This window comes from Acinetobacter tandoii DSM 14970 = CIP 107469 (assembly GCF_000400735.1).
GTDB classification, from domain to species: Bacteria; Pseudomonadota; Gammaproteobacteria; order Pseudomonadales; family Moraxellaceae; genus Acinetobacter; species Acinetobacter tandoii.
In genome coordinates, this window is record NZ_KE007376.1 from 1 (window position 1) to 21605 (window position 21605).

Genomic DNA, 21605 nt, shown 5'->3' on the forward strand with positions numbered 1-21605 from the left:
TCCAGTCTGCATGGATATCACTTCATTTTTCATTTTTACACCTGTCATATAAGCACCCATCGATGGTGCGCTATCTGTAACCTGTGCATCTTCTGAGAAAGTACGAACAAATGCTGACTCTGGAAGTTGATCTATCGGCAGTTGCCCGTCTTCACCAACAGCATAGATTCGTGCAGCTGTTAGTGTCGTGATACCCATTCCATCTCCCAAGAAAAAAACCACACGTTGAGGCTGTTTTGATGGTTGTACTGAAGTAGAAGTTGATTGAACTAAAGCAGGACTTTGACAGCCCATCAAAATAACTGTGCCCAAACTACAGCATGCCAAACTTATTAATTTTTTATTAAATTTTTTCTTATGCCAAAGCATTGCATCGACTCATCTTAGGATGGTCGAAAAATACGCTTTAAATATTCAATTTAAATGACAAATTTATGAAAATATTATTATGACTACTTATATAAATTTTCCTAATTGCAAAAAATAGTGTAGCAAGTTGCTACACTATTTTTTTACTTTATTTTTCTAACATTCTTTTTAGGAAAGCTTCTAATTCTTGTAAATTTTGATCATCAAATTGTCCGATTTTTAAAGATATCTTTAATGTATTATGGTCAAATTTGATATTACCAGCAACTTTCCCATCATATTCAATTTTATGTACAATTGAAGTTTGAATTACTTCTTTCGTTTCTCTTGACTTAAAGATTTTTTCAGCTAGTGATGCCAGTTTTGTCTGTTCAACTTCTTTTTTAAGCAATTTTGACCATGCTTCGAATAATGCTTCTTTAGCATTTTCATGGTTTTCTTCATGATCTGATAGAAACTTTTTCACTGCTGTAGCAGCGGTCCGTGCTAATAATGACGGCTGTTTTTCCAAATCTTCAATCAACTCTCCAGGTAATTTTTCAAAAGATAAATATTTATACATATCTTCACGATTCATACCTAATGACTTTGCTAACTTCTGCTTATTTTTTTTTAATTTTTCATCCAAAGAAGTTAATCCAACATATATTTCATAATCTGTCAGATCTTCTCGCTTTAAATTTTCAGCTAATGTTAATAAAGCAACTTCTTCATCCGATGCATCAATAATGATTACTTCAATGGTGTTCTTATTGAGAAATTGGTGGGCTTTCAATCGTCTTTCACCAGCAATCAACTCATATTTATCATTTATTCTACGAACTGCAATTGGTTGTAATAGCCCAATTTCCTCAATTGATGCTGCTAAATCTTCAATATCTTGTTGATTAAAGAGTTTTCGAGGCTGGTTAGGGCTAGCCTGAATATCTGTAATTTGTACATTACGTCTTAGCTCTTTGACATCGTTAATATGCTCCTTTTGGGCATGTTGATGCTTTTGAGTATTTTGCTGAAGACGTTTAGCCAATAGCTCTTTATTACTTACCATAGTATTTCCAGAATTATATTATCCGACACGCTGAACAATTTCTTGTGCTAAAGTTTCAAAAGCTTTTCGAACTTTTGAGTTTTTATCAACAGATAATAAAGGTTGTTGCAAAATTGCAGCTTGATTAACCTTAGTGCTCATTGGAATTGTGGTATGCAATAATTCTCCAACTTGATTAAATGCTTCATCTTTTATTAATTTACATACATTCTGACGCTCATCATGTTTAATTAATAAAGCACCTAAGAGTTCTAATTCAGGGTTAACTCTTCTAATTTTACTTAAATGATTAATTAAATCAGTAACACCATAGAGACCGTATTGTGAACCAGATTCAATTGGAACAATAACATGTGTCGAAGCGGCTAAAGCATTGCTGGTTAGTAATTTTAAGCTAGGAGGGCAATCAATAAGAATGTAGTCATATAATCCTTCTAGAATTTCCAATTTATTTGAAAGTTCCTCGGATGGTCTTGGTGCATCATCTTTCAATTGATCTTCAGTTTTACCAAGAGTTAATGAGCCATATATTAAGGAAACATTTTTAAATTTTGTTTCTTCTTCTAATGCTTCCGATAATAGACTTATATCACCAATAAGTAATTCAGCTGATGTAGTTTCAACTTCGCTAGGATGTCTTAATCCTATATGTAAACTTGCATTTGCTTGTGGATCCAGATCAATTACTAAGACCTTATTTCCTAATTCAGCAAGTTCTGAAGCAAGATGTACTACAGTAGTTGTTTTCCCGCAACCACCTTTATGATTAGCTACAGCAATGATTTTAGTTGACATATTTGTCTTAAGGAATTTACTTTGATTTCATTTAATATAAAGATATTTGTAGCAACTTGCTACAGTTCCTTTGTCATATTTTTATCTTTTGAATTCAAAAGATGTGGGAAAAACATTTCTTAACTTTTTTTAAAAATATAGCTAGCTAATTTTAATTAGTATTAATTAATATTAATTAGTTAATTATAATTAGACTGATTTTATTTGTTTAAAAACAAATATATAGAGTTTTTAAAGTGGAAGGCCTGTCATTGATAAGTGGAAGATCTGTCACCGATAAGTGGAAGGTTTGTCACTAATAAGTGGAAGGTCTGTCACCGATAAGTGGAAGGTTTGTCACTATGGTGGAAGACTTGTCCTTGTGATTTATTTTAACGTGGATTTTTTAATTTAAAACAATATAATTCAATTGCTTATGATGTTGATAAGTTTGTTTTTCTTAAAATAAAGGTGGAAGACTTGTCATTAGATGTTTTTTATTCTGTGGATAAACTATTTGTATAAAATTTAATTGATAACATGATGTTTGATAGTCAAGAATACCGGAATGGTGGAAGGTTTGTCACTTTAATAGTGGAATATGTGTTAAGTAATTCCACTTTAGTGGTGTTGTAGGCTATTCCTACTTTCAAATTGATTACTTTAGCGACACGGATGAATTCTCAAAGGTGGAAGAATTGTCACTTAAAAGTGTTTAGTTTTATAGATATTCCACCATAAGGCTGAATAGTATCAAAATTGCACTTTAATAGTGACACTTCTTCCACTCTTAAGATGTTTGATGGGCATAAACTGAGTTAATTTAATGTAAGCAAGAGAAAATAGTGAGCGGTTTGCATCTTCTTCCACTTTTGTGTATAACATGTAGAAAATATTTTAATCTTTCCACTTATGAGCAATCACAACGAACCAGAAGAATTAGAACATCTACCTTATTGTATTGGTAATATTCGACATAATGGAGTAGTCAGCACTAGTAACCGTCTGATTAGACCAATTGAATTATCATCTAATGAGTATAAAGCTCTACTTTATGCAATGGCTGTTGCGAATTATGGTGAGAAGAATAATCAAGATCGTGAAATTACAGAGCAAACTTATATTTATTTGCATAAAGATGATTTAGGCGAACTATTAGGATTAGATAAAAAGAATTCCATTAATGTTGCTATTGATCGTATTTATAAAGAATTATCATCACGAGTAGCTCATTTTGTAATTGAAGAGCCCGTGGATGATAATAAGCGTAAAGTTAAAAAAGTACACTCAGTAGTACCAATTATTCGTGAACTCCGTTGGGAAGATGACGCTAAAAATGCTTTGCAGATACGTTTCACCAGTGAAGTACTTCCATATTTTACTCGTTTAGCAAATGGAAATTTTACGACCTATCAATTGAAAGATTTATTTGCTTTGGACTCTGTAACTAGTATGAGTTTGTATTCATACTTTATCAAAAATGAATTTAAGTATGCTAATCAAGATTCTTATGAGGTTGAACTTTCACTTGAGAATATCAAAGCATTAATTGATATTGGGGAGAAAAAATACGATCGTTGGGTTGATTTTAGACGATACGTTTTAGACAAAATTATTGAAGAAATTAATGAAAGGACTAGTCTTCAATTAGAATACGATACCATCAAGAAAGGTCGACCTATTGTCGGAGTTCGATTTAAAATTCTTAATAGGCATGCCACTGAAGTTGTTGTATCTAATACTAATGATAAGACTCAAATCTATTTAGATGTCAATTTTGATGATAATGCGCTTGTTAAAGAATTAGGTGCGAAGTTCGATATGACTGTAAGGTCTTGGTACATCTATGCAAACGATCCAAATTATAAACAATTTAGTAAGTGGTTTAAGACAGAAGGGTGCTTAACTGAATCTCAAGCAAATGTGATAGTGAATGATATTATGTTCCAAATGGATTTTGCTGTAGCTGGCAGTTCAATGAGTGAATTTAAGAAAGAAATGAAATATAAATTAAAAAATAATCCAAATTTTGTAAAAGAAAATAGAAAACGATTGAATGAAATATTTGGAAAAGACGTTATATGACTGTGTAGCAACTTGCTACACTTTTCACTATAAGGTGTGAAATAAGCTTGATATCAGTTTACGTCATATTTTGATAGCTATTTAATAGACCTATGAACTCATAATCCGTTGGTCGACAGTTCAATTCTGTCTGGGCCCACCATATAAAACAACCACTTACGCGTACAAATCGTAAGTGGTTTTTTTGTTTTTAGATTCTGGTAAGCAGATAAAATCAACTTAAACAAACAGTTTCTTTCTATAGTTCTACTAGGTTTTGATCTGTGCTTGGAATGAAGTCTTGAAGTTTGGGGTGAACACGGAAATCTGCTTCAGCTTTTGTAGATATCTCTTTAACTTCACTAGACCAGTTTTCCTTTCTGTATTCTCGCCAATTTAATTTAATTTTGAGTGGACGACTATATCCTTTTAATTCCATAAGGAAGATCTGATCACATAATTCATCAAATAAAAAGACATGTGAACGATGGAAGTGAGGATTTCTTTTTAGTAATAACTCTAATGAATTTATGAGAAGTGAACAGCAATCATTAGAAAGAGCAGTACTATTAATTGTTACTCCCCAGTGATGCAATAAATACAATGTACATAGGCTGTCGAGTGAGCCATAGCTTGCTATATGTTCTAAGCAACTCTTATCAAAATCTTTAATACGTCGATTGGATGAAATGAACTCTACGATATAGTGAGGTAGAGTAGTTAATTCTAATAATATAAGACATGCAAAAAAAATCATTTGAAGTTCTGATCAAACTCAGAGCACTTTTGATATTAGATTTACCAGACTTTATTCGAGGTTTTATCTTGAATCTTAAAAACAAGCTGGATGCTTACATCAAAAGAACTCTTAACACGGGGGCGAAATCGAATAAAGCCGTTGATGAATTTGAGGTCCTAAAATGGTTATGTATAAGCAATATTCAAAAGATACTGCCTTTAGAATGTTATGGAAATACAGTTTGCAACAGGGTGTCATGAGATAAGGAAGATTTATGATGTGGAATTGAATACGAGGAGAGTTCTATACATTGTTAATGGTACTGGAACGTTATCCTAAAGTTTGGATATTACCTTGTATCTTTTTTCTATTTTGTATAGCTGTTATGGCATGGCTTAATAGTCACTCCTCAGCATGATGCAAGTCATGTAAATCTCGCTTTGCTCGATGTTCTGGATTTTCGCAGAGATCTAGAGTCCGGTAATAGGTTGAAGCTGCGATCGGTAAAATCCTACAAATCGCATCAACACCATATAAGTCTTTATTGTTATGGATGAAATCCACCATTATTTGTGTGGGCGGTCGAGCTCCGCCTGGGCGAAAAAAGCGGCTGCTTTACGTAGAATTTCATTGGCACGCTTTAATTCTTTAATTTCACGTTCCATTTGCTTCATTTTTTCTTGATCAGATATCTGTTGTACTTTAATAGGATTTTGCTGATCTAAATGCTTTTGATGCCAGGCACGAAGTGTTTCAGGAGTACAACCAATCTTAGGCGCAATTGCTGTGATTGCAGCCCAAGTAGAAGGATAATCTTTTTCAGATTCAATCAATAATTGAACCGCTCTTTCTCTGATTTCAGGGGTATATTTTAATTTTGTCATCGGGATAGTCTCTCAGAATATTGACTCTCCGACAAACCCGGTACGGTTCATAAAGCTCAGAAAGCTGTTATTGAACAAAGAAATTTAAATCCTGTGCTTGACTCTTGTAGTTAAAAACAGGACATTTTAAATGGTTTATCGCATAGACATTTTAATTGGTGAATAACAGTGTTTTTAATATTACTTTAAGATCAGTATCTTATCGTTATTCATACCCTCTGGAACGTTCTCGTTCAACCGACTTGGAAACAAGTCGGTTTCTTTTTAAGCAAAACTGTAACTTTTAGCCAATAAAATTGATCAAAAAACATTCGTTTTTGCATTTTTTCCTGATTTCTCAAGGGTCACAGTTCATAAATAATCCCCAATTTCTGCGGACAACTCTTGGGATAAAATAGGCCAACTTTGTAAGCTAAAACTTACATGAATTTAAGATTTTTGAGGATTGGTAATCCAAAGCATTAGCCCTATGATGAATACATAAGAGAACTGGATGTTTCCAGAAAACAAGAATAAGAAAATAGCGCAAGGAATGGGCAGCACGAGATCAGTAAGACGAGCACCCCGATATGAAAAAGCCCGACAGGATGTCGGGCTTTTTTATTGCCTTATGATTTTAATTTCACTTTGACTTTACAAGATTTAATGTTAAGATATGTATCAATGATATATATCTTGGTTTCGGGAGGTAATTATGGAAATTGCGAAAGTATTTCAAACTGGTCGCAGTCAGGCTGTTCGCTTGCCTAAAGCCTTTCGCTTTAATGGCACGGAAGTGGCCATCAAAAGCTTCGGTCGTGGTGTATTACTCATGCCCATCGACAATCCTTGGGATGTCATGTTAGAAGCAATAAATGAGTTTGAGGTTGGATTCCAATTGGAGCGAGCTGATCAAGGCGAACAGCTCCGTGAGGAGTTCAGATGATTTACCTCTTAGACACAAATATTTGTATCTATGTCATCAATAATAAGCCTCAACAAGTTTTTGAGCGCTTTAAGCAATATCAACTCGGCCAGCTTGCGATTTCGAGTATCACGGCATCTGAGCTGGCTTTTGGTGTAGAGAAGTCTGGATCTGAACGCAATAAACAGGCGTTAAACAAGTTTTTGTCACCTTTAGAGATTCTTCCTTACGATGAACAGGCGATTTGGCATTACGCCAAATTACGCCAGAATCTTCAATCTACAGGTAAACCGATTGGCAGCTTAGATATGCTGATCGCTGCTCATGCTTTGGCATTGGATGTTGTATTAGTTACGAACAATACAAAAGAATTTGAACGAATTGATGGTCTGAAGCTAGAGAATTGGGTCTAATCGCTATATCTAGCCCGCCCTATGCAGGGCTAGAATTCGTATAAGAGATTTATGTTAAATGGATACAGCTTTTGAAAATTTTAACTTTGAATCAGAGATTTCATTTTTAATATGATAAAAACCAAAGGATAAAGAAAATTTTGATTTAGGTATGTCATAAGTGAATTTTTCAGGTGATGTAGAGGTTTTTTTATCTTGTCTTGGAACTAAAGAGTCAAGTTCAGATATTTTGAAAGCAGTTATTCTTGTTGCAAGTGAGTTTGACTCATTAGAGACTAATTTTGGTGGAGAAAAGCTATCCTATTGGCAATTTTTTAAGAGAGGTATTACGTTCAGGTTTAATGAACATCAGATACTAGATACCATTTTCATCTACGTCAAAGAGAATGAAGAATATTACCCATACCCATTTTTAGAAAATCTGATCACAGGTATTAATCACAAAAGTACGATGCAATCTGTAGCTAATTTATTTGGAACCCCCGAAAGAGAAAGTAACAGTTGGCTTAAATACAAAATATTTGATAATTATTTACATTTTGAGTTTCATAATTCATTAGAATTGAAACAAATTACAATGGGACAATATTAATACCATGTTATTAATTTTTATGTATTTTTTTAAATTTAAACCCTAGATTTGAGTCTAGGATTTTTTATGTTATGTTATTCACCAATTAAAATGTCTATGCGATAAACCATTTAAAATGTCCTGTTTTTAACTACAAGAGTCAAGCACAGGATTTAACTTTCTTTGTTCAATATCGGCTTTCTGAGCTTTACGGCTCGGCATACTTTTCTTGAGACGGGAACGTTTATTCTGTTTCTCCAACTCTTCATGCTGTTGCTGGATATGCGCCAGAACTGAACCTAATCTTTTATTATCAACGACTTTATTCTGCTGTAGCCCAGCTAATTTATTGAGGATGCTGTATAGGCATTTACTCATCGATACTGGTTCTGCTAAGATTGGGTTTATAAGAATTAAAATGTTCAAAAAATCTAATAAAATTAATGGATATATTTATGAATAAACGGACTGCTTTAGAAATTACCCAAAAGTTACGATCTATTTATGCTCATCAAGTCAGAGTGGCAGAGCTATTTTTAAAAATAGGCGAAGTCTCTAATCTTACCCCTCTAATCCTCACAGGAAATAAAACCGTTTTTTCTTTTAAAGAAACTGGGAAATCTCTCACTAAAATTAAAAAGGAAATTTCTTCTGTGAAAAGTACTTCGCAAGCAGACGAAGTATTGGCAGATATTATTTCTGAGCTGGTATAGTCCCGACAGTAAATAATGAAAAAAGCTGAATTTCCTAATAGGAAATTCAGCTTTTTTTTACTTTCTAGTGAGACTAATCCTCACTATATTACTTCTGTTTTTTAAGCTGCTTTTTGAACTTATTTAACTTGTTTTTGTGTTTTGAAATCTTTTCAAGACGTGCTTTGATCTTCTGTTTCAAGATTTTAACTTGCTTCGACATGATGTCACTCCTTGGTATGAATATCCGCTGACTGATTTTTTTTCATAAAACTACGGATAAATTTTCTTAATTCTCTAGCGGCACTGGTGTCCATAGCTTCACACAATTGAATGAACTCATCACGTTCAGTGCTGTTAATGCGAATTAAGAGTTGCCCATCTTTTTTGTTGGCCTTTATTTTTTTGGGTTGATCAGTCATAAGATATTTATTCCCAAAGGCATTAAAACAATAAAATGTATATACACTATATATACATTATGAAAACTAAGCAACTATTTAATTTATTGTTTTTTATTAATAATATTGTTATTCCTGATCGGATAGAAAACCGGACATTTCTATTTATGGTTTACAACTTTAATGAATGGCCTAATGTAATTTTAGAGCACACGCCAAAGTAAGGTCATGCCAGTCAAAATCCTGAACTTTAAATCAATGGTTTAGAAGCCGTGAAACATCATCTTAGCAACGATTAAAACAATTCTTAGATTTATATACGTGACACTAAAAAGCCAGTACATATTGAACTGGCTTTTTTCTCAATTTGTCTAACGTGCGTTATGTAAATTTTAGCAAATCTAAACTGGCAGCCTAACTTAAATAACTGATGTTACGCAATAAGTGTATTTTTGAGCATCTTCGCCACTACATGTTGCGGTCGATTTTTTTAAAATTTACAACATATAGAATGGATGCGTAACATCAGTTAAATAAACTGTCTCCGATATATTGGTCTCAAAATCCTTAAAGATCTGACTGCATATTTTCCCACTGTGGAACAGCATGCCCATCAGAGTGAAACAAAAAAATGAGATTTTATCTCCAAACCCTTTATTATTTTTAAGATCGTATATGATTTTAGAAATTTGAAAGAAACTCAAACTTTAAAATATTCGAATCATGGGGATACAATATGAAAATCAAGTTAATCACGCTGACATTAGCACTATCCGCAGCATCACTGGCAAACGCACATAATCATGAACAGTTAATCAGTAATGATTACCAACTGTTTAGTCCAGAAATCACCTCTAAAATCACTGAGCACAAACCTGTTTCATTAGATTTTATTGCTAGTGCAATTAGCACCCCAACTCAGGCGGTATTAAAAGAAAATTTAGGTGAGACTAAAAACGTCGTAGTGATTAGCGATGCGGAAACCTGGTATTACGGTGTTCAAATCACCGATCAGGAAAATCAAAAATGTTCTGTCTCTTTTATTTTCGACCGTGAAAATGGCAAGTTAAGTACATCGGCAGATCTGGTCAGCTTCCATCCAGTAGAATGTGAATTAGCCGTTGCCCAAAAATTAGAAAAGAAAAATAACTAACTCCAAACCAGACATTAAAAAGCCCGCAAATGCAGGCTTTTTAATTCGTCCAAATTTTCCATATATCACCCTGCCAGAATCCGGTTTAATGACAATTAAATAGAATATTTGAACTCTTATTGGCACTGTTGCAAATAACCACGAATGGTAAGCTGAAGACTGTTTTAGCTAAAGGTGCAGCATGTGAATCCTTTCCATGGTCGGCATTTTCAGGGCGAAATCATTCTTTGGGCTGTGCGCTGGTATTGTAAATATGGCATTAGCTATGATCATCTCTTAATGCATGGCGTTTAGTCATAAAAGTATAATGGGGACAAGACGGTTTTCCTCAAATTAATTGATGACACGCCCTAGGTTAAATACTCTCTATCCTTAATACTAATCAAAAATAGTTTTAGGATAAGTTTTTTCAATGAAAATTATATTGCATAAGATTAAAAAATATTTTCTAAAAAAATAGCCTATATTTTTAGCCCTTAAATGAATAATGATTCTTTTGTAACTATAGAGCGTACCCTAAAGTAACACTGACAACACCCCAGAATTTATGTCTCATTTAAATAAAATTTATCCATACGTTACATGTAACTTTTAAATATAATATTCATTATTTACAATAAGCAGAAATAAGCGTCTGGTAGGGTGTAAGATGAAAGGTCATAAGGTGGGATATGTCAGAGTCAGTTCTGTTGACCAGAATATTGGACGTCAACTTGAGGGAATTGAGGTCGACCGGGTTTTTATCGATAAGGCTTCTGGAAAAAATACTGCCCGCCCGAAATTTCAGGAAATGCTCAGCTATGTGCGTGAAGGGGATATGATTGTTGTTCACTCTATGGATCGTTTCGCTCGGAGTCTGAAGGATTTAGTCACTGAAGTTGATCAACTCGTAAAGAGGGGAATTGCTATTCAGTTTGTCAAAGAGAATATTACCTTCACAGCTCAGGCCACTCCGATGGATAACCTGATGTTGCAGCTCATGGGCGCTTTTGCTCAATTCGAACGGGAAATTATCTTAGAACGTCAGAAAGAAGGGATTAAGCTCGCAGCAGCTCAAGGGAAATATAAAGGACGAGTCCATAAATTGAATCCCGATCAGGCCAAAGCCTTACGACAAGCTTGGGAAGAAGGAAAATACAAATCGAAAGTTGCATTAGCAAATGCATTTGGCATCAGCCGACAGGCTGTGTATAGGTATTTGCAAAGAGATTAAATAAAAATTGTCTAGAGAGTGATGGCAGCCCAGTTCCCTTTGTTTGATTAAGATTTCGACACCTTTATCAAAACGGGTAACTTTCTATTTTTCAAGAAGAATGTACGATCAAGTCCGAACTAATATAGCTAAAATTAGCGAGTTAACTGTCCGTTTTTTACGGGGGCTAAATGTTGCCTGACTCCGTTGTGAATATGAACATAGCAAATTCAGGCAATTACACAATTTAATTTACAGTCTCTTTAGATTTGATTTTTACGTTTTTTTCTCCAAAATTTCCCTATAAATACAATAAAACAAGAGCTAGTAATACTAGCCCTTTTCGAAAAGTACATGCCCTAATAAGTAAAAGAGCGATGTAATTTTTCTTTATTTATTAGACATTTTTCTTGAAAATTGGACCATAACTAATGCCATTTTCTTCTTTAGGACGCTGCCAAGCATCAAATAAATTGACTAAGTTGCTGACCAATGTCTTATTATAGCTCATTGAGCCTATTGGGAATGAGGTCAAGAAATCTGCTTCTGAATCTAATACATGTAAAATTACTATAGCAAATTCGTTTTCAACTACGATGATTTCAAAATTACCATCGAGCAAACCTTCTTTAATACCGTAAAAATATTTTTGATGGTCTTTTGAAATGATCTTTCGGTAATTATGTACGGAAACACGATCTCGCTCATCTGACATCGGTAAGAAACACTTAAGCTGTATTTCATTATTTTGTTTATTTTTGAGTTGCCCCAAAGCACCGACGAACGTATTGAATCTAAGAGATTTACCCCAAAAGGCATCATCTGGAGCTAACCAATAAATATTCTTTACAGCTTGATTCTTCGTGAGAACATCTTTAATTTTGTTCAATATTAGTTTTGAATTACCTTGATTATAACAAGGTCCAATAAACAGGTGGTTTTCATCACTCGCTTTGCTCTCTACAGGGTTTAAGCTATCAAATAATGCGACTGGTGCTAAAAAACGACCATCTTTAAAATATTGGTGCAAATTTAACTGCTCAAAGCCCTCAAGGTTCTTCACAATATCTCGAATATTATTCCCTTTCTTACTCTGCCCTAAAGCCTGATAAGTCTTATCTTTAAGCTCATCGCTCATAATAGAGTCCAAAACTTTTATAGGTTGTGGATCGGCTTGAGCATCGATATTAAGATCCAGCGACTTGCGCACTGTGCATTCTGTTACCTTTTTCACCGTACCCATTTTGTAGATGACAGGTCTACCATCCATTTTTTTTAGGGTGATAATTTCGTCTTCAATTAGTTGGTAGAATTGCTTTTGGAATCTATCTCGAACAATGCTTTCACTATTTGCTGCATGTTCGTTTGTAGCGATCAGTTTTAAGCCGTACATATTAGTGTCAGGCTTCTGAGCAATGTAATTAAAATTAGTAAGCTCATAAACTAGACCATGTGTATGCTCCAAAATCGATGCAATTTTAGGGATCGAATCCACAGTAGTAAAATATTTCATTGATTTGTTCGTCAAATGAAATAAACCATCTTGTTTAAGTTCAATCTCGTTATTTGTAATGAGTTGATCTAAAACAATCCGAGACTCCCTTTGATTCATGCCCAAAAAGTTTGCTATGTTTTTGACTGACATTGGACTAATACGCAGTAAACGCATAACCATTGAATCAATAAAGTTTGGCATTTGGCTTGATGTATAGCTGAATTTTATTTCAAACTTCTGTGCCGGAATCAAAATATCAACATCATGATATGGAATGCTGTAATTACTCATGACTAATACCTCGACCTGTATTTGTTTTGATATTTGCGTTTAGTTTGGATTCAGCATTTCTATCAGCAATATATTGGTAGCTTGTCCTATCGCTTGAATGCTCTTTGATATAGTTAAATACTTCGCCAAGCGGTGATTCTTGATGTTTTGGCATATTCCATAAACGTGAAGCACCAAAAATAACTAAACGATCCATTGCCCTAGATAATGCAACATTAATTCGATTTGGCACGTTCATGAATCCAATTTTGTTATCTGGACTATTCCGAGTTACAGACAAAATAATGATTCTATTCTCTTTACCTTGGTAACTATCAACAGTATCAATTTTTACTAATGATCTAAAATCTTCATTCCAGGACTTAGAATTGAACTGCTTGCGTAAATAACGCTTTTGTTCACCATACATACATATAATGCCAATCGGAGGTTCATTAGGCTTAGATCGTTCTCTTAACTCTTTTAATAACTCCTCATCTGCATAAATTTTTTCTAATAAGCCAATAATCTTACGAGCTTCATGCTTGTTAAAGAAAGTCGTTCCAACACCATCACTAAATTTGTCAGACGTATCGACCCATGTGACTGTAGAACGTAATTCTTGAACCGAACAATGTTGGTATATATTTGGTACGACTCGAACCATTTTCTCTTGATAAGGCTTACCTAGAGGCTCAATAACGCCTGTTACTAATTCCTTATCATAGAAACATGCAGAAACCATTTCTCCAATTGCTGGAGCCATACGATATTGAACTAATAACTTACCCTGAACAGCCTTGCCATATGGCGATTTGAATAATCGTTCAAAATCACTTTTTAAGTTCACTTCTATACGGTTTTTTGTAAACCCTAACTTTCGACCAAGAGCCTTAGCATGTTCCGGTGAATATAATGGAGGTAATTGTTTATGATCTCCCACTAATAGAATGCGTTTAGCAGATTGCATCGCAATAGCTAACTCTGAAGAAATTGACCTCGCTGACTCATCAATAATTACCCAATCGAATGATTGGTTCGCAATATCAATTGAGTGATGTCCAATACCCACACATGTACCGCAGATAAATTGTCTAGTTTTAGAAAGGTAAGTTTCATAATTAGCATTTGGACTATCTATAAGTTGATCATAGTCGAAAGCAATTTGTACAAGGGCTTTAGCATTATTCACAGCTTTACCTTGAACCTCAAAAACCTCGTCAAGCATCTCCCATATTTGATTTTCTCGATCTAAGACCTGACGACTATTCCATCCCAATAATGCAGTATGCAATTCTTTTGAATAATCCTTAAGTCTTTCAATAAGCTTCGTTGATAGGTTATTCCACTCAGCCTTTGAGATTAATTTATTATCTTCTGATTCAGTTGATACCCACATTCTAGATAAGTGACCAAACAGATGTACTTTTAGGAACAAAGCACATGCCAAATAATCTCTATCAACACCTATTGACTGACTCAAAGACAGAACTCGGTCTTCCATTTCAGTTAAAAATAGATTGCGATGTGTTGATATAATCGAATCAGAAAATACGTCTTTAAGGTTATTTGATACTGCATTCTCTCTGTTACTGAAACGGACGATCTCCAACGGTGTATTTAGTCGATGCGAGTGATTTCTTATGCGTTCCGCAGCAGTATTAACGGCCTCATGTGATTGACTGACCATCAAGACATTATTAACATTCTGTTTTTCAAATAGAAAATGCACAAAAGCTGCAATAAATTCAGTTTTACCTGTTCCTGGGGGACCTTGTAAAATTGAAACCGGTCCATAGTTTATTAATTTTCGGAAAGCTTCTCGTTGGAGATTGTTTAGACTAACAATGACTTCGCCTTGTTGATCATATTGGTCATATCTTTCAAAGTCCCGATCAGTGACAGTAATGTCATAGTGGATAGGATTAATTTCTGAATTAGGCTCGAAATATTCAACCAGGTTCGGAATATCAGATTGTCTTCTTAGAATCTGCTCTAAGGCATTTTTTCGTTTCAAGAATGAAGATTTATCAGCCTTCGTTCTTAAATATAAAACTTCACCAACCTTAATTTTATCAGCATGTTTAACACCTTTAACTCTTAACTCACCTGCGAGTGAATTCTGAATATCAATATCACCTACTCGGAACTCCCTATCTTCACCATTAAAATCAACTGTCTTGTGTATTAGGCTGATAAGTGAATCTTTAGGAAATTTATCTAATACATCGTTGTCATCTTCATATCTTGCAATATAGATTTTGCTATCAACCAAATGTAATGGTTGTGACAAGATGATATATGGTAATGCCTCTGTCTCAGTCTCTAAAATTGCTTTCCATAGCTTCTTAGTATCAATATTTAAAGCAGCTAGTTTTTGAGCTTCATCGCTTAGACTGTCAATATCAGTAAATTTTGAAGAACTTTCAACCAGAGGTTGTTTTTCATTTGAAAGTAGCTGCTCATCTACTATCAAGGCATCAGATGATATTAAATTGTTACATACATCAATACTTTCATCTTGATCGTTAGATTGCTCTTGAAGAACATCATTAACGGCTGTTGAAAACTCATCAAGTTTAAAGAGAAATTGTGAGAATTCAGTATATTCGGGTCTACCAACAGAATGCTTAATATCAAGAGCCACATTTATTTCAAGCACAGCCTGATCTATGACATAGTGTGGAACAACATCTGACTCACGCACTCCCGTCACGAAGCGTATAGTCTTACTAATTGGATCTAGAATAAACTGTATTGCCCCCCCAACACCTTGCATCTTGACAACAATATCACTGGCATTACGTCCCTTTTCTAGTCCCACATAGATACGTTTGTTATCTGCAAAAATTTGAAGCTCTGAAAATTTATCAGGTACAGGAATACGGATTGTTGGAGTATCACCATGAACTTGTTCAGTCTCAATACTTTCTAATAAGCGATTTAAATCCCCTAAAGGATATTCAGACTCCTCAAGTTCTATATTTACAGCATCGCTAACCCATTTAAATTCTGAACTATCATTTCCTATATCGAATCCAAGAATTTCACATACCAGCCTCATAATTGCATAATTTTGACACTGTTCACTTGTTGGATTATCAATATGTGATGGATAATACGCACTTTCGTGATCTAAATATTCATTAATATCAATAATGTCATTAAAAATAAAACTGTTATCATCCAAATTGAATAACACACTTCCATGGCAAATTCTTCCGATTGGCAAACCTAATTTGTGTAGATGGATTATGGCCTCAATTAAATTAGCTGCCAGCAGTAATCTTGACTCTTTCGTAGTCTCAATTTGGTCTACAGTTATACCTTCAACGAACTTGCTAACCAGAAATAACGATCTTGATTTTGTTGAAATACCAAATCTTTCAATGCTTGGTAAATATGATAAGTTTTGAGAATTAGCTTCCTTAATACGCTCAAAAAAGTGCTGATATTTCAAAATATCGCTAGATGACAATTCATTTACATGGACATCAGACCATTCTTTGACACATAAGTCACCTGAACGATATAAGATAACGTCATTATCATCATCTTCATAAATTTCATCATCTTCAGGATATAATCTACTCAGCCTTTCTGCCGTAATATATTCATTTAAAAATGAAGTATCCGCTATAAATTCTACGACTTGAACGGGGCGTTTTGCATTGAATTCTCTGAGCAACTGGCCTGCATCTTCAATTTCAAGATTTATAGCTCTTTTCACTAAATCCGCTAACCAATGATCGCTATTAACACATATATTATTTAAAGCTTTTGGCGTTAAGCGAATATTCAACCACAAATGCCATACAATGACAGCTAACATATATACGTCTTTTTTAAACGCTTGCACATTAGCAATTTCTGATTGTGTACCATCAGCAACAAATGAGAGGGTTGGCTGTAAATCACGGATATTATTCGTTATATTCTTAGCATCTGATGTCAAAAAGTGTGAAATAGCCACATCTTTCTGAGGCGATATCCAAATACAATGCGAATTAATATCTCCATGAGAGATACCAAGGTTGTGCATTGCAGAAAATTTGCTTAGTAAAATCTGAATTAAATTTAACTTATCATCGTCACTCAAATTAGGAGAGATTGTAGTAATAAAATCGTTAAACCTAAGATGACTTTGACGATATTCAACCAATTCATTGTACTGTTGAGTAATTTGATCCTCATCCGGCATGATTAACGGAACAAGTGCCGTATTGTACAAATGGCTGCTTTGCTTAAATTCAGCACTAATAACTCGCTCATGGTTCAGCAATGCTGCTCTCATTTTAGGTGATTGAATACTCAATTCCTGAAAATTTGAAAACATCCACTGTCTTATTATTGCCTTGTCAGAGCGTGAAATAGTTGAAGTAGCTTCATACTCCGTATATAACTTTTTAGGGTGACTTAGAAGCTCATCATCTTGTTTATATTTTTGAACAATGATTTTTTTAGGTAGCGTACTTTTCTGCACAAAAATTTTGTCAATTAAATCGAAATCTTTATAAAGGTGCTGTGCATTTGGATGAGGTGTAAATTCTTTGTTAAATGAATTTTTATTAGCAAATTTTAAGAATTTATCAAGGCTAATTACATGCTTTTGTTCATCATCAGGCAAACTTGAAAAATTCACCTTGCCACACATTACAACAAAGAAATATACCCGTGGTACAAAACCTGGGTTAGCTGTAAATTTATCTTTGAGAGTCTTTAGCTTATTAACAAGAATGTATTGCTTTAAGCGTGTCGTAGATACGGGTGATACTCCCATATCACGGTCATCCATGTACCAATTACCATTGGCAGACTTAATAGACTTACCGTTCCAGTCTTTTAATTCAATAACTATTAGGACACTGTTGGTCACTAAGATTAAATCAAATTCCCCTTCTTTTTTTGAGATCGGATCAACTAAGGTATAGCCAGCATAACCATACCAAGGACTAACTCTTCGCATTTCATCTTCAATACTAAATGCATCTCGAATATCAGCAATTGCTTTTGTTTCGTGTTGATGAAGACCATTTGCTTGAGTTTTAATAATTAAAGACATAAAAAATCCATAAAAAATAGATATAAGAATCCATTGAATTTAGAAACTTAATTAAATTTACTTAATTTCTGTATATAAAGTTTGGGTTATGGTTATGGGCTAAACGCACTGTATGAGTTGCATCTGCTCAAATTAGGTGGTTTTTTATAGTTATCTTTCCTCGGTCCCGACTGAACCAATAATAATTTCTTGTATAAAATCTAATCTCATAAACAAAATAAGTAAAGGATTTTGTGCAAATATTTAATTTATATACTGGATTTATATACGCTAAATATATTAGCCCCCGTAAAAACGGACAATTAACTCACTAATTTTAGCGCTCGAAACGGTAATCCTCCCATAAATAATCGAAGTTAAAAGTAGAGGTTAAGCAGCTATTAGAGATGGGTTTTCTTCGTTGGCTAACCCATGAAACCAACTATCCGGTAAGAATCTTATACGATCAGTTGGCGGAAAATACAGGCTTCATTCAGTATCGTAAGAATTTAGGTTCATAAATCTTGAAATAGGTGAAACACAATTATTCACATAAAAAGCCCAATCTGGTGTGACTGGGCTTTTGTTATATAATTATGTAATTGAATTTTAATGAAAAATTAAAATAATTTCGCATAACGTGTATTATGTTAATTTTAGGAAATCTTAGTCTTTAGCTAACATAATCTTCAGTTGATATTACTTGAGCATATGCAAATTCAAAAGCGGCCATTAATGTTGCATGGACATGACCAGCAGGTACTTTAACGCCATTAAATTCCAGGTCTAGTGTTGCACAAGCATCATGTACCACTTTTACCTTATAACCAAAATCAGAAGCAGCACGAACAGCAGCATCAACACACATATGCGTCATAGCACCAATCACGACTAACTCAGTCACTTGATTGCTATCTAAAATTTCTTTGAGATTCGTGTTTAAGAACGCATTGATGTGATTTTTAATGATCACAGATTCATCTTCTTGCGGCTTAACTGTGTCCTGAAATTCAATACCATTTGAGCTAGGTTCAAATATAGGAGATTCAGCATCAGCAATATGTTGGACATGAATCACTTGAGTACCCTGTTGACGGGCTTTCGCAATTACTTTCACTGCATTAGCAGCAGCTTGTTCAATATTTACCAATGGTAATTTACCTGTAGGTAGATATTCATTTTGTAAGTCGATAACTAATAAAGCTGATTTTGACATATCTGTTCCTTTACTTAACTAATATTTGTTTTGTTCTACTTAGGTTTTTAAAGAAGTGGAAGTATTCCATTTCTTTAAGTTACTTTAGAAAGAAAGTGTTTCACCATCGATAGGAATTAAAACCTTATCTTGAATTCCTTTGTCTTTTACATATTCTGCAAGCTCAGCACGTGTTACCGACATGTGGTTAATTGCATCCATGTGAACAGCAACCACTTTAGCATTTGGTGCTTTCTGAGTTGCATGATAAGTATCTTCTTTGCCCATAATAATGGATTCTTTAAAGCCATCAACCAAGGCGTTACCTGTATTCAAGACAATCACATCAGGTTTAAATGTTTGAATCGCTTGATCAACTTCAGAACGCCAGATGGTATCTCCTGCCACATAAACAGTTTCATGGCCAGCAGCTTCAAATACCACACCCATTGCTTCACCTAATCCAGCTTTAAGCTTAGGAATACGGTACATGGCATCAGTACCGTGTTGACCACCAGTTTTAGTGAGCTTAATCCCTTCAAAGGTCGCTTGAGTTAATACACGAACATCTTTGAAGCCTTGTGACTGAATGATTTTCTGGTCTTCTTTATTCTGTACAAACAACGGCATGTTTTTCGGAATAGTCGCTTGTGCTGCATCATCCCAATGATCTAAATGGGTAACCTGTTTTTTATCAACTGAATTTCCTGAATATCATCCACCAACACCATCTGACGCATTTTGCCTAGCAAGGGACTGTTATTTTCTACGTAAATCGGCATGTCCACTTCTGCATGGAATAGAATCAAGTCCATGGTCTGCAAAATATGGCTGGGTTTAAAGTTACTGCACATCTCTTCGACATACATTGAAGCTAACCTTTCCTGTTCAGGATTCAAACGGGTAGCATCTTCAATATCAGCATGATCAAGGTCGTGATCGAGTTGGTATTGCTTAAAAATGTTGTACTTAATACGCAACTGACGGTAAAGGTTTTGGTCGGTCAATTTGGAAACCATTCGGTTAACGACCGTATCACAGAAATAATGCTGCTCTAAAATCTGCTCAGCAATGTCTGGAGCTGTAATTTCAACCAGAGCGCTATGCACATGTTCAAGCAATAAGTGTTTAGCACCGATTTTATTTAAGATAATGAGGACGGTTAAAGGATTCGTGAACTGTTCATTATTGGCAATATGACGGGCATATAAGCCTTGGGCAATTGTTCTGGCCTCAGTTGCAATCGCCTGTTCCGGCAAGCAAACAGCTATCATGCTTGAGGCAATATACATCTCCTGCATCTGTTCAATATTACCCGCATCAATGATATGCATATTTTCAATACGTTCATCATAGGAAAGCTGGCCATAACGAATACAGTAACTGCCAAAGGCATTCACTGCTGAACGATACAAGGAATTATGGGTTGAGGCATAGATTCGCTTTGGACGTGTATAGCCATCCCAGTGGGACAGGATCTGTGCCATGAAGCCACCGCCAATCGCACCAAATCCATGAATGCCAACGGTCAATTGATTCAGACTTTGTGGAAAAGACTCTTGAAGTGTTGGCATTTCCAAGTTTAGTGTATGTTGATCCAATTGATGCAGGCAGTCATACATACTTTCAAAAAAGTAATCTGTTTTGGCCAGCATGTTGGAATTAGGTTCCTTGATGTCTTGTAGCAAGATGGTAACCCCACCAGCATTATAGGCTGAAGTAATACCATTTTCCGAATCCTCGAACATTAAGCATTCTGATGTAGGTAAATTGAGTTTTTCAGCAGCGGAAAGAAAAATTTCCGGATGTGGTTTACCTTTCTGTACTTCATCACCACACACCAGTACATCAAAGAATTTATAAACGTTGGCATTGATCAGATATTCTTCAGCAATTAAGCGACGACTTGATGTCGCAACTGCCATGCGTAAACCAGATTTACGTAAACGTTCTAGTACCTGTACCAACCCTTTTTTAATGGGTACACCTAAACTTCTGACACTTTCGAGTTCAAGCTCATCAGCTCGTTGTCGGATCTCTGCATAAGGGATATCGTCCCCATACTGCTGTTTGGCTAGTTGATGTGCACTACTTGCACTGAGTCCCAGACAAGCCATTAAATAAGCATCACTAAATGAAACACCGATCAATTCCTGAGATGCTTGCTTCAAGGTTTGAAAACGTAAACGTTCAGTATCAAACATGGTTCCATCCATGTCGAAAATTGCCCCATGAATAATATCATTATTAAATTTAAGCACTTATAATCCCTCTTACTGTAACACTACAATCAAATACAGCATAAGGAAAACTGATAACATGATGGAACGATTATAAGAAATGAAACAGTTTTGTTTATTTTTTAGTCGCTTGATAGCTGGATTTGCAAAATTATGTAAT

General features: G+C 34.8%; 15 protein-coding genes, 5 pseudogenes and 1 other annotated feature. Of the genes and pseudogenes, 8 read left to right on the plus strand and 12 right to left on the minus strand.

The window, feature by feature from the left end; translation table 11 throughout:
- The 3 genes from I593_RS18600 to I593_RS18610 all read right to left on the minus strand — a co-directional run.
- On the minus strand, positions 1–369 hold a 369-nt coding region (locus I593_RS18600; protein WP_016165414.1), incomplete at its 3' end, for an alkaline phosphatase.
- Positions 370–517: 148 nt separating this feature from the next.
- Positions 518–1417 carry a ParB/RepB/Spo0J family partition protein gene (locus I593_RS18605; RefSeq protein ID WP_016165153.1) on the minus strand — a complete coding sequence of 300 codons (900 nt, stop codon included), beginning with the start codon at positions 1415–1417 and terminating at the stop codon, positions 518–520.
- An 18-nt stretch (positions 1418–1435) separates the two neighbouring features.
- Positions 1436–2212 carry a ParA family protein gene (locus I593_RS18610; RefSeq protein ID WP_000104830.1) on the minus strand — a complete coding sequence of 259 codons (777 nt, stop codon included), beginning with the start codon at positions 2210–2212 and terminating at the stop codon, positions 1436–1438.
- Between the two features lie 891 nt (positions 2213–3103).
- On the opposite strand from I593_RS18610, the gene I593_RS18615 reads away from it, so the two are divergent.
- A complete protein-coding gene (locus tag I593_RS18615; RefSeq protein ID WP_000064928.1) occupies positions 3104–4276 on the plus strand; it encodes a replication initiation protein in 1173 nt (390 codons plus the stop codon).
- 238 nt (positions 4277–4514) lie between these two features.
- Here I593_RS18615 and I593_RS18620 read toward each other — a convergent pair whose 3' ends face one another.
- Together I593_RS18620 and I593_RS18630 are read right to left on the minus strand one after the other, a co-directional pair.
- Positions 4515–5012, minus strand: a complete 498-nt coding sequence (locus I593_RS18620) for a hypothetical protein (RefSeq protein WP_004726987.1) — start codon at positions 5010–5012, stop codon at positions 4515–4517.
- 387 nt (positions 5013–5399) lie between these two features.
- Positions 5400–5878 (minus strand): annotated as a pseudogene (locus tag I593_RS18630) (transposase); the annotation flags it as partial.
- Positions 5487–5603 (minus strand) — a sequence feature (AL1L pseudoknot). (Overlaps the previous pseudogene by 117 nt.)
- A gap of 694 nt (positions 5879–6572) precedes the next feature.
- On the opposite strand from I593_RS18630, the gene I593_RS18635 reads away from it, so the two are divergent.
- From I593_RS18635 to I593_RS18645, 3 genes are all read left to right on the plus strand, one after another.
- Positions 6573–6803 carry an antitoxin gene (locus I593_RS18635; protein ID WP_000401521.1) on the plus strand — a complete coding sequence of 77 codons (231 nt, stop codon included), beginning with the start codon at positions 6573–6575 and terminating at the stop codon, positions 6801–6803.
- Entirely contained in the window at positions 6800–7195 is a 396-nt protein-coding gene (gene vapC, locus I593_RS18640) for a type II toxin-antitoxin system tRNA(fMet)-specific endonuclease VapC (RefSeq protein ID WP_000639719.1), read from the plus strand. Before I593_RS18635 ends, vapC begins: the two co-directional genes overlap by 4 nt.
- 160 nt (positions 7196–7355) lie before the next feature.
- Complete coding sequence (locus tag I593_RS18645; RefSeq protein ID WP_004763240.1) at positions 7356–7787, plus strand: hypothetical protein; 432 nt, start codon at positions 7356–7358, stop codon at positions 7785–7787.
- Positions 7788–7913: 126 nt separating this feature from the next.
- On the opposite strand, the pseudogene I593_RS18650 reads toward I593_RS18645, so the two are convergent.
- Positions 7914–8138, minus strand: a pseudogene (locus tag I593_RS18650) (ISNCY family transposase); the annotation flags it as partial.
- Positions 8139–8221: 83 nt separating this feature from the next.
- Between I593_RS18650 and I593_RS18655 the strand changes: the two are divergent.
- On the plus strand, positions 8222–8479 hold the full coding sequence (locus I593_RS18655) for a hypothetical protein (protein ID WP_016165156.1): 258 nt from the start codon (positions 8222–8224) through the stop codon (positions 8477–8479).
- Positions 8480–8685: 206 nt separating this feature from the next.
- Here the strand turns inward: I593_RS18655 and I593_RS18660 are convergent, their stop codons facing one another.
- On the minus strand, positions 8686–8880 hold the full coding sequence (locus tag I593_RS18660; RefSeq protein ID WP_016165158.1) for a hypothetical protein: 195 nt from the start codon (positions 8878–8880) through the stop codon (positions 8686–8688).
- A gap of 715 nt (positions 8881–9595) precedes the next feature.
- Between I593_RS18660 and I593_RS18665 the strand changes: the two genes are divergently transcribed.
- The 3 genes and pseudogenes from I593_RS18665 to I593_RS18670 all read left to right on the plus strand — a co-directional run bounded on the left by I593_RS18665 (position 9596) and on the right by I593_RS18670 (position 11225).
- Complete coding sequence (locus I593_RS18665) at positions 9596–10012, plus strand: hypothetical protein (RefSeq protein WP_016165159.1); 417 nt, start codon at positions 9596–9598, stop codon at positions 10010–10012.
- A 183-nt stretch (positions 10013–10195) separates the two neighbouring features.
- A pseudogene (locus tag I593_RS20510) lies at positions 10196–10288 on the plus strand (IS6 family transposase); the annotation flags it as partial.
- Positions 10289–10661: 373 nt separating this feature from the next.
- Entirely contained in the window at positions 10662–11225 is a 564-nt protein-coding gene (locus tag I593_RS18670) for a recombinase family protein (protein ID WP_004676004.1), read from the plus strand.
- Between the two features lie 376 nt (positions 11226–11601).
- Here the strand turns inward: I593_RS18670 and I593_RS18675 are convergent, their stop codons facing one another.
- The 5 genes and pseudogenes from I593_RS18675 to mtlD form a co-directional block, all read right to left on the minus strand.
- Entirely contained in the window at positions 11602–12990 is a 1389-nt protein-coding gene (locus tag I593_RS18675; protein WP_016165416.1) for a hypothetical protein, read from the minus strand.
- Positions 12983–18031, minus strand: a complete 5049-nt coding sequence (locus I593_RS18680) for an AAA domain-containing protein (RefSeq protein ID WP_000052514.1) — start codon at positions 18029–18031, stop codon at positions 12983–12985. The genes I593_RS18675 and I593_RS18680 overlap by 8 nt, the downstream gene beginning before the upstream one ends.
- A 652-nt stretch (positions 18032–18683) precedes the next feature.
- Positions 18684–19226, minus strand: coding sequence for a cysteine hydrolase family protein (locus tag I593_RS18685; RefSeq protein ID WP_016165417.1), 543 nt, complete (start codon positions 19224–19226; stop codon positions 18684–18686).
- An 84-nt stretch (positions 19227–19310) separates the two neighbouring features.
- Positions 19311–19886: pseudogene (locus I593_RS18690) on the minus strand (MBL fold metallo-hydrolase); the annotation flags it as partial.
- Positions 19886–21466: pseudogene (mtlD, locus tag I593_RS18695) on the minus strand (bifunctional mannitol-1-phosphate dehydrogenase/phosphatase); the annotation flags it as partial. The pseudogenes I593_RS18690 and mtlD, both read right to left, overlap by 1 nt.
- Positions 21467–21605 lie beyond the last annotated feature (139 nt).

Excerpts from the sequence above, each read along its gene's own strand:
- I593_RS18665 (WP_016165159.1), top strand. The coding sequence starts at position 9,596 with ATGAAAATCAAGTTAATCACGCTGACATTAGCACTATCCGCAGCATCA.
- I593_RS18605 (WP_016165153.1), bottom strand. The coding sequence starts at position 1,417 with ATGGTAAGTAATAAAGAGCTATTGGCTAAACGTCTTCAGCAAAATACT.
- I593_RS18615 (WP_000064928.1), top strand. The coding sequence starts at position 3,104 with ATGAGCAATCACAACGAACCAGAAGAATTAGAACATCTACCTTATTGT.
- I593_RS18675 (WP_016165416.1), bottom strand. The coding sequence starts at position 12,990 with ATGAGTAATTACAGCATTCCATATCATGATGTTGATATTTTGATTCCG.
- I593_RS18685 (WP_016165417.1), bottom strand. The coding sequence starts at position 19,226 with ATGTCAAAATCAGCTTTATTAGTTATCGACTTACAAAATGAATATCTA.
- I593_RS18610 (WP_000104830.1), bottom strand. The coding sequence starts at position 2,212 with ATGTCAACTAAAATCATTGCTGTAGCTAATCATAAAGGTGGTTGCGGG.
- I593_RS18680 (WP_000052514.1), bottom strand. The coding sequence starts at position 18,031 with ATGTCTTTAATTATTAAAACTCAAGCAAATGGTCTTCATCAACACGAA.
- I593_RS18635 (WP_000401521.1), top strand. The coding sequence starts at position 6,573 with ATGGAAATTGCGAAAGTATTTCAAACTGGTCGCAGTCAGGCTGTTCGC.
- I593_RS18620 (WP_004726987.1), bottom strand. The coding sequence starts at position 5,012 with ATGATTTTTTTTGCATGTCTTATATTATTAGAATTAACTACTCTACCT.
- I593_RS18670 (WP_004676004.1), top strand. The coding sequence starts at position 10,662 with ATGAAAGGTCATAAGGTGGGATATGTCAGAGTCAGTTCTGTTGACCAG.
- I593_RS18660 (WP_016165158.1), bottom strand. The coding sequence starts at position 8,880 with ATGACTGATCAACCCAAAAAAATAAAGGCCAACAAAAAAGATGGGCAA.
- vapC (WP_000639719.1), top strand. The coding sequence starts at position 6,800 with ATGATTTACCTCTTAGACACAAATATTTGTATCTATGTCATCAATAAT.
- I593_RS18655 (WP_016165156.1), top strand. The coding sequence starts at position 8,222 with ATGAATAAACGGACTGCTTTAGAAATTACCCAAAAGTTACGATCTATT.